Raw genomic sequence first — 7979 nt, forward strand, 5'->3', positions numbered from 1 at the left:
TTTCAGAACTGCAAATGTTCTGCGCGTACGATCATTGCCAGGCCGGAAGCCAGCTGCACACGAACGCCATCTTTGGAAATTTCCAGAATGGTAGCGTCCATTGCACTTTTACCTGCCTTGACTTTAATGCTCTGGCCAACCTGCAACGCCGAGGTATCGGTAACCGGTTTGCTGTGCGGCTGACGGGATTCGGCGGCGGCGCGCTCCTGCGGCTGAGCAGGACGGGCAGCTTTCGGACGCGGTTTACGCGGCTGTTGCTCACCTTCCGCTGCCGGTTTGCGCACGGCAGGTTTACGCGGGCGACGTGGGGCGGCGTTCTCTTCACCGGCTTCACGTTTTTTCGCCTGCTGCTGCTCGCGCTGCGCCTGAACGCGCGCTTTCGCTTCTTCAAGCTGCTTACGCGCATGCTCGACGTGCTGTTCGTCCAGCACACCACAGGCATTGCCATCGAGGTCGACACGCGTCGCGCCTGCTTTAATACCGTAAAGGTAACGCCAGCTGGACGTATACAGGCGCAGTGCGGAACGCAGCTGAGTTTTACTCAGACTCATTTCGCCCTGCACGCGATCGACTAAATCCTGAAAGATACCGATTTTGAGCGGACGTGCTTCACCTTCGGCGCTAAAGCAGTGAGGAAAACGCTCAGCCAGAAAGGCGATGACTTCTTTACTGCTATTCAACTTAGGTTGATTTTCCATGAAATTTCCTGATTACAACGGGTTTGCCAACCAGCGCAGGCATGAACAGGCGACATTATAATGAGCCAGTCGGCAAATGCTACGTGATCCAGCGCTTTAGGTGCGATTCATGCGAATAAATTTTTCCACGTCGCTGCCAGCCAGCACTTCACACAGCCCGTCGGTAAGGTTTTTCAGACCCATCTCATCTTCGCTGTCAAAGCGATTGTAGACGGTGCTGTCGATATCCAGTACACCGATTATCTCGCCATTGACCACCAGCGGCAGCACGATTTCCGCGTTGCTGGCGGCGTCACAGGCAATATGGCCGGGGAATGCGTGCACATCGTCAACACGCTGGATCTCACGTGTGGCCACCGCAGTGCCGCAGACACCTTTACCCACCGGAATGCGCACACAGGCGATCTTGCCCTGGAACGGGCCCAGCACCAGTGTGTTCGCTTCCGTCAGCAGGTAGAAGCCCGCCCAGTTAACCCCCTCAAGACGTTCATATAAAAGCGCGCTACAATTGCCCATTGCCGCCAGAAAGCTGGTTTCTCCGGCAATTAACGCACGTAAATCACGGTTGAGGTCGGTATAAAACTCTTGTTTGTTCATTTATTAACCATTAAAAACTGTTAAACGGCATCATTCGCGCACTACCGTTAAAAATAAGCACTATTTGCCCTGTGCGACAAGATGAATCATGCTGTTAGTTACGATAACCTAACGATCTTTTAGATCTGCTTTGCTCCGCAACGGTTATCGTCAGCATGCTTATCGCCTGACGAGAGCGTAGCAATGTAGCACAGCCATATTGATAACAATCCCTGCTTATTATTTGCATCAGACGGGCAACGCATTATTCGCATATGAAAATACACGCCATCAGCCATGCTTTGCCTCAGGAACGTTATCAGCGTTGTCCGCAATGCGATACCCTTTTTTCCTTACCGGATGTGAAATCCTGGCAATCTGCACATTGTCCGCGCTGTAATGCAAAAATTATTAATGGCCGCGACTGGTCAATGACGCGTCTGACGGCCATGGCGGTGACCATGATGTTGCTGATGCCATTTGCCTTCGGCATGTCGCTGGTCGACATCCATCTGCTCGGTGTCAATATCAGCGCCAGCCTGCTGGGCGGTATTTTGCAGATGGCCGAACAGGGCAATGTGATTACGGCCTCAATGGTGGCGTTCTGCACCATTGGCGCGCCGGTCACGCTGGTGGCGGCGATTATTTACCTGTTTTTTGGCCATCAGCTGGGAATGAATTTACGCCCGGTGTTGCTGATGCTGGACCGGCTCAAAGAGTGGGTGATGCTGGATATCTATCTGGTCGGTATCGCCGTCGCCGCCATCAAGGTACAGGATTATGCTGAACTGCAACTGGGCAATGGCTTAATCGCCTACTGCGTTCTGACGGTACTGAGCCTGCTGACGCTGATCCATATTAATGTCGAGCAGCTGTGGCAGCGTTTCTACCCACAGGAGGCCCGCCGCGTTCCGCCAGACGAACTGCAGGTATGCCTCAACTGCCACCATACCGGTGTCGCGGACGACCGTGGCCGCTGCCCGCGCTGCCATACGCCACTGCGCCTGCGCCGCCGTCACAGCCTGCAAAAAAGCTGGGCGGCGCTGATCGCCTCCATTGTGCTGCTGCTGCCCGCGAATCTGCTGCCGATTTCGATTATTTACCTCAATGGTTCACGCAAAGAAGACACCATCTTTTCCGGCATCCTGTCGCTGGCCAGCGGCAATATTCCGGTCGCGGCGGTGGTGTTTATCGCCAGTATTCTTGTGCCGTTTACCAAAGTCATCGTAATGCTGACGCTGCTGCTCAGTATTCACTTCAAATGCCAGCAGGGCCTGAGAACCCGTATCCGCCTGTTGCGCGCGATACAGTGGGTGGGACGCTGGTCAATGCTTGATCTGTTTGTGATTGCCCTGACCATGTCACTGGTCAACCGTGATCAACTGCTCGCTTTTACTATGGGACCGGCAGCCTTCTATTTTGGCTCGGCGGTCATTCTGACTATCCTCGCCGTTGAGTGGCTGGATAGCCGTTTACTTTGGGATGCACATGCAACAGCAAACGCCGACTACACCGACTAACGCCCGGGTCAGAAACAAGCGCCGAATCTCCCCTTTCTGGCTGCTGCCACTGATTGCATTGCTGATTGCCGGCTGGCTGCTGTGGACCAATTACCAGGAGCGCGGCACCACTATCACCATCGATTTCGTTTCCGCCGATGGCATTGTGCCAGGGCGCACGCCGATTCGTTATCAGGGGGTGGAAGTGGGCATGGTGCAGGGCATCAGCATGACCGACGACCTGCGCACCATTAAAATTAAGGCCAGCATCAAAAGTGATATGACCGATGCGCTGCGTGACGAGACACAGTTCTGGCTGGTGACGCCGAAAGCGTCACTGGCGGGCGTTTCCGGGCTGGATGCGCTGGTCGGCGGTAACTATATCGGCATGATGCCGGGCAAAGGTGAGCCGCGGGAAAACTTTACCGCACTGGATACTCAGCCGAAATATCGCGTCAATACCGGCGAGATGCTGATCCATCTGCATACCCCTGACCTCGGCTCGCTGAACAGCGGCTCACTGGTCTATTTCCGCAAAATCCCGGTCGGCCGTGTTTATGATTACAGCATTAACCCGAATAACCAGGGTGTCACCGTCGATGTGCTGATTGAGCGCCGCTTTACCAATCTGGTGAAAAAAGAGAGCCGTTTCTGGAACGTGTCCGGTGTGAAAGCCGACGTTGGCCTCAGCGGCGCGAAAGTGGAACTGGAAAGCCTTGCGGCGCTGGTGAATGGCGCGATTGCGTTTGACTCGCCAAATGATTCTGCCCAGGCGAACTCAGAACAGAATTACACCCTGTATCCGGATCTGGCGCACAGTCAGCGCGGCGTGCAAATCACGCTGGATCTGCCCAGCGGCAAAAACCTGAAACAAGGCAGCACGCCGTTGCTGTATCAGGGGCTGGAAGTCGGTACGCTCACCCGCCTGACCCTGCAAACCGATGGTAAAGTCAGCGGTGAGTTAACGATTGACCCGTCGGTCGTCAGCCTGATGCGCCAGGGCACACGGATTGAAATGCGCAGCCCGAAAGTGAGCCTGACCGATACCAGCCTCAGCAGCCTGCTGACCGGCAACACACTGGAGCTGATCCCGGGCGAAGGTGAACCGCAGAATCACTTCCAGGTGCTGGAAAGCAACGAGTCGCTGCTGCAGCAACCGAATGTGCTGACCGTCAGACTCACCGCGCCGGAGAGCTATGGCATCGACGGCGGCCAGCCGGTGGTGTTGCACGGCATCAAAATTGGCCAGGTACTGAAGCGCACGCTGGACGCGAAAGGGGTTAATTTTGCCATTGCCATCGCACCGGAGTACCGCGAACTGGTGCATGGCGACAGCAAATTTATTATCAACAGCCGCCTCGATGTCAGATTCGGCATTGATGGTATGCAGGTGCTCGGTGCCAGTGCGCGTGAATGGGTGGATGGTGGCATTCGCCTCGAACCGGGCGCGAAAGGTGCCGTAAAAGAGAGCTATCCGCTGTATGCCGACAGTGAAAAAGCGGCGGAAGGCATTACCAGTGATCATCCACCGACCACCATTATGCTTACCGCTAACAGCCTGCCGGATATTCAGCCGGGGTCGGTGGTGCTGTACCGCAAATTCCAGGTGGGTGAAATTGTCGATGTGACGCCGAAGGCCAGTGCGTTTGATGTCGCCGTCCATATCAAGCCGGAGTACCGCAAACTGCTGACCGCCAACAGCGTCTTCTGGGCGGAAGGTGGCGCACGTGTGCAGCTGAATGGCAGCGGCCTGACGGTACAGGCATCGCCGCTCAACCGAGCCATTAAAGGTGCCATCAGCTTCGATAATCTCACCGGGGCAGGTACAGGGGTCAGTACAGATGCTAAACGCGTGCTGTATAGCTCAGAAACGGCGGCGCGCGCGGTGGGCAGTCAGATCGCTCTGCACACCTACGATGCCAGCAAACTCTCCGCAGGCATGCCGATTCGCTATCTCGGCATTAATATCGGCCAGCTGGAGTCACTGGCGCTGAGCCAGGATAAAAATCAGGTGATCGCCAAAGCGGTGCTGTACCCGGAATATGTTGATGACTTCGCCCGACTAGGCAGCCGCTTCTCGGTGGTCACGCCACAGATTTCGGTCACGGGCGTGGAGCATCTTGATACCCTGCTGCAACCCTATATTAATGTCGACCCGGGGAAAGGACGCGCCAGCCGTAACTTTGAGCTGCAGGAAGCGACGATCACCGATTCGCGCTACCTTGACGGTCTGAATATTGTGGTGGATGCGCCGGAAGGTGGCACGCTGGCGGTGGGAACACCGGTGCTGTTCCGCGGTATTGAGGTGGGTACGGTGACCGGCACCTATCTTGGCAGCATGGCGGATCGCGTACAGATCACGCTGCGTGTCAGCAAAAAGTATCAGCATCTGGTGCGTAATAACTCGGTGTTCTGGCTGGCATCCGGTTATAACCTCGAATTTGGTCTGATCGGTGGCGTGGTGAAAACCGGCACCCTTCAGCAATTTATTCGCGGCGGTATTCAGTTCGCCACACCACCAACCGTGCCGCTGGCGCCACAGGCCACGCCGGGCAAACACTTCCTGTTGCTGGATGAAGAGCCGAAAGAGTGGCGCAACTGGGGTACGGCAATTCCGCAGTGATCATCAGGCTCGGTGTGACTTTCTAAAAGGCAACACCGTAGCGCAAAGCACAGGGGACGCGGGCTGAAGAGGAAAGCGTCCCGCGCCATGGACGGCGCGGGCCGAGCGGTCAGGATGACGAACAGCGACTTTCCGATCTGACCGCGTTCCCTGTGCGATCTCCGGGTCGAAAACCACACCGCCTTTTTCCGTCGCCACAGCATTGTGTTACACTTGCCGTCTTATTTTCTGTAACGGTATCCCGCAGTGGCTCACTCTTCCCGCGTCTTTTTCCCTGACTCTTTTCTCTCCGCGATGTGCGAAACGCTGCCCGACAGCGCTGCTTTTGACGCGTTTATCGCTATCAGCCAGCAGCCGCTGCGCCGCAGTTTGCGCGTTAACACCCTAAAAATCAGCGTTGACGATTTTCTGCGGCAGGTTGAACCTTACAACTGGGCGCTGACGCCCATTCCATGGTGTGAGGAAGGGTTCTGGATCGCACGCGAAGACGCTGACGATCTGCCGCTTGGCAGTACAGCAGAGCACCTGAGTGGCCTGTTCTATATTCAAGAAGCCAGCTCCATGCTGCCGGTCAGTGCCCTGTTTGATGCCGCACCCGAGGCGCACTGCGTGATGGATGTCGCGGCTGCTCCGGGGTCGAAAACCACGCAAATGGCAGCAAAAATGGGCAATCAGGGGGCGATTCTCGCCAATGAATATTCCGCCAGCCGGGTAAAAGTATTGCATGCCAACCTCAGTCGCTGCGGCGTCAGCAATACCGCGCTGACCCATTTCGACGGCCGGGTATTTGGTCCGGCATTACCGGAGTGTTTTGACGCCATTCTGCTGGATGCCCCCTGCTCCGGTGAAGGCGTCATCCGCAAAGACAGCGATGCCCTGCGCAACTGGACACCCGAAAGCACTCAGGAAATTGCCGCCACCCAGCGTGATCTGATCGACAGCGCATTCCATGCGCTGAAGCCCGGCGGCACATTGATCTACTCCACCTGCACGCTGAACCAGATAGAGAATCAGCAGGTGGTGGCGTGGTTACTGGCACGTTATCCCGCGGCCGTTGAAGTGCTGCCGCTTGACGGGCTGTTTGCGGGTGCAGAACGAGCACTGACAGCGGAAGGTTATCTGCATGTCTTCCCGCAGATTTTTGACAGCGAAGGGTTCTTTGTCGCCCGACTGCGCAAAACTGCGTCAGTACCGCCAATGGAAAAACCGGGCTATAAAGTGGGCAAACTGCCCTTCTCACCACTCAGCCGTAAACTGAGTGATGAGATCAGCGCCGCCGCGCGTCAGTCCGGGCTGGAGTGGGATGCGTCACTGAACCTGTGGCAACGGGATAAAGAACTGTGGCTGTTCCCGGCCACTATCGAGCCGCTGCTTGGCCGTGTGCGCTTCTCACGCATTGGTCTCAAACTGGCGGAAACCTTTCCGAAAGGCTATCGCTGGCAGCATGAGGCCGTTGTCGCGCTTGCCTGCCCCACAGCGGCAAACAGTGTGGCGCTGACGGAAGAGGAAGCGGAAGAGTGGTATCGCGGTCGTGACATCTATCCACAGGCGGCATTACCGCGCGATGAGGTGATTGTGACCTGGCAACAGCAGCCCATTGGGCTGGCCAAAAAAGTCAGTAATCGCCTGAAAAACAACTACCCCCGTGAGCTGGTACGCGACGGTAAATTGTTTAAAGCATAACGCTTACTGCAGCTGCACCAGCGTCAGTTTATTGCCAAATACTGCGCCGGTATCGATAAAGTGCTGGTTAAACGCGTGTAAAGGTGACTGCAGCGGCGTGTGGCCGAAGTAGAAATCATCTGCGCCACTGATGGTGGCGCCCTGCCCCTGCTGCAACTGGCTGACTCGCTCACGCCCCCACACCACCCGGTGGGTATTCACCTGCTGGCCCCAGGCATAGTGGTCGGCAGGATAGTCGGCATGCGCCACCACCACCGTACGGTCTTCCAGCATCAGCTGTAAAATCAGCGGCAGATCCCGGCACAGCTGCAACGCCTCCTGCGCCGCATGCAATTCATCATCGCGCAGGCGGTAATACCAGTCGCCGCCATTCATCACCCACAGATCGCGATCGCCCGCATTGACGGCCGCCAGTGCCATCGCCTCGTGATTACCCATCACACAGCGAAACCACGGCTCTTTCAGCAGCGTCAGACAGGCCAGGCTGTCCGGCCCGCGGTCAATCAGATCGCCAACGGAAATCAGCAAATCCTGTTCTGTGTCGAAATGACGGTTTAACAACTGCTGGTCCAGCAGCGCACGGCAGCCATGCAGATCGCCCACCAGATAGATATGTCGCCAGTTTTCACCATCAAGATATTGATAAATCATATCGCCACCCTGCGCCGCGATATCTGCGGTATTGATACTTTGTTTAATAGAAAACTCTTAAAGTATAGCAACCGCAGATAATGTGCCGAGGGGGAGAGCGGGATGGACGATCGTAAACAATTTATTCTGACCATCGTGCTGATATTTACCGGCAGCCTGTTGCTGCTGGAAGTGTTAGGGAAGGTGCGATTTAATCGGTGGGGTTCAGTGGAGTCCTTAGCTGTATTAGCCTTACCTTAGCTGAGCTGT

At 56.0% G+C, this 7979-nt stretch carries 7 protein-coding genes; 4 read left to right on the plus strand and 3 right to left on the minus strand.

The genetic code is table 11. The annotated features are described in order from the left end of the window. Positions 1-2: 2 nt before the first annotated feature. Together proQ and ACSZO1_RS13245 are read right to left on the minus strand one after the other, a co-directional pair. Positions 3-698, minus strand: coding sequence for an RNA chaperone ProQ (gene proQ, locus ACSZO1_RS13240; protein WP_437613261.1), 696 nt, complete (start codon positions 696-698; stop codon positions 3-5). Positions 699-794: 96 nt separating this feature from the next. After that, the gene (locus tag ACSZO1_RS13245) at positions 795-1295 is read right to left on the minus strand and encodes a GAF domain-containing protein (protein WP_437613263.1); all 501 of its coding nucleotides are present in this window, start codon (positions 1293-1295) and stop codon (positions 795-797) included. Positions 1296-1549: 254 nt separating this feature from the next. On the opposite strand from ACSZO1_RS13245, the gene yebS reads away from it, so the two are divergent. From yebS to rsmF, 3 genes are all read left to right on the plus strand, one after another. Next, the gene (yebS, locus tag ACSZO1_RS13250; RefSeq protein ID WP_437613265.1) at positions 1550-2794 is read left to right on the plus strand and encodes a membrane integrity lipid transport subunit YebS; all 1245 of its coding nucleotides are present in this window, start codon (positions 1550-1552) and stop codon (positions 2792-2794) included. Continuing rightward, on the plus strand, positions 2763-5396 hold the full coding sequence (locus ACSZO1_RS13255) for an MlaD family protein (protein ID WP_437613266.1): 2634 nt from the start codon (positions 2763-2765) through the stop codon (positions 5394-5396). Before yebS ends, ACSZO1_RS13255 begins: the two co-directional genes overlap by 32 nt. Positions 5397-5642: 246 nt before the next feature. After that, the gene (gene rsmF / locus ACSZO1_RS13260; RefSeq protein ID WP_437613268.1) at positions 5643-7079 is read left to right on the plus strand and encodes a 16S rRNA (cytosine(1407)-C(5))-methyltransferase RsmF; all 1437 of its coding nucleotides are present in this window, start codon (positions 5643-5645) and stop codon (positions 7077-7079) included. Positions 7080-7082: 3 nt separating this feature from the next. Here rsmF and ACSZO1_RS13265 read toward each other — a convergent pair whose 3' ends face one another. After that, positions 7083-7730 (minus strand): metallophosphoesterase, encoded by a 648-nt coding sequence (locus tag ACSZO1_RS13265; RefSeq protein ID WP_437613270.1) that lies wholly within the window; start codon positions 7728-7730, stop codon positions 7083-7085. A gap of 102 nt (positions 7731-7832) precedes the next feature. On the opposite strand from ACSZO1_RS13265, the gene ACSZO1_RS13270 reads away from it, so the two are divergent. Next, positions 7833-7970 (plus strand): hypothetical protein, encoded by a 138-nt coding sequence (locus ACSZO1_RS13270; RefSeq protein WP_437613271.1) that lies wholly within the window; start codon positions 7833-7835, stop codon positions 7968-7970. Positions 7971-7979 lie beyond the last annotated feature (9 nt).

Source organism: Erwinia sp. V71 (assembly GCF_965644245.1).
Lineage (GTDB): Bacteria > Pseudomonadota > Gammaproteobacteria > Enterobacterales > Enterobacteriaceae > Erwinia.

Excerpts from the sequence above, each read along its gene's own strand:
- proQ (WP_437613261.1), bottom strand. The coding sequence starts at position 698 with ATGGAAAATCAACCTAAGTTGAATAGCAGTAAAGAAGTCATCGCCTTT.
- ACSZO1_RS13245 (WP_437613263.1), bottom strand. The coding sequence starts at position 1,295 with ATGAACAAACAAGAGTTTTATACCGACCTCAACCGTGATTTACGTGCG.
- yebS (WP_437613265.1), top strand. The coding sequence starts at position 1,550 with ATGAAAATACACGCCATCAGCCATGCTTTGCCTCAGGAACGTTATCAG.
- ACSZO1_RS13255 (WP_437613266.1), top strand. The coding sequence starts at position 2,763 with ATGCAACAGCAAACGCCGACTACACCGACTAACGCCCGGGTCAGAAAC.
- ACSZO1_RS13265 (WP_437613270.1), bottom strand. The coding sequence starts at position 7,730 with ATGATTTATCAATATCTTGATGGTGAAAACTGGCGACATATCTATCTG.
- ACSZO1_RS13270 (WP_437613271.1), top strand. The coding sequence starts at position 7,833 with ATGGACGATCGTAAACAATTTATTCTGACCATCGTGCTGATATTTACC.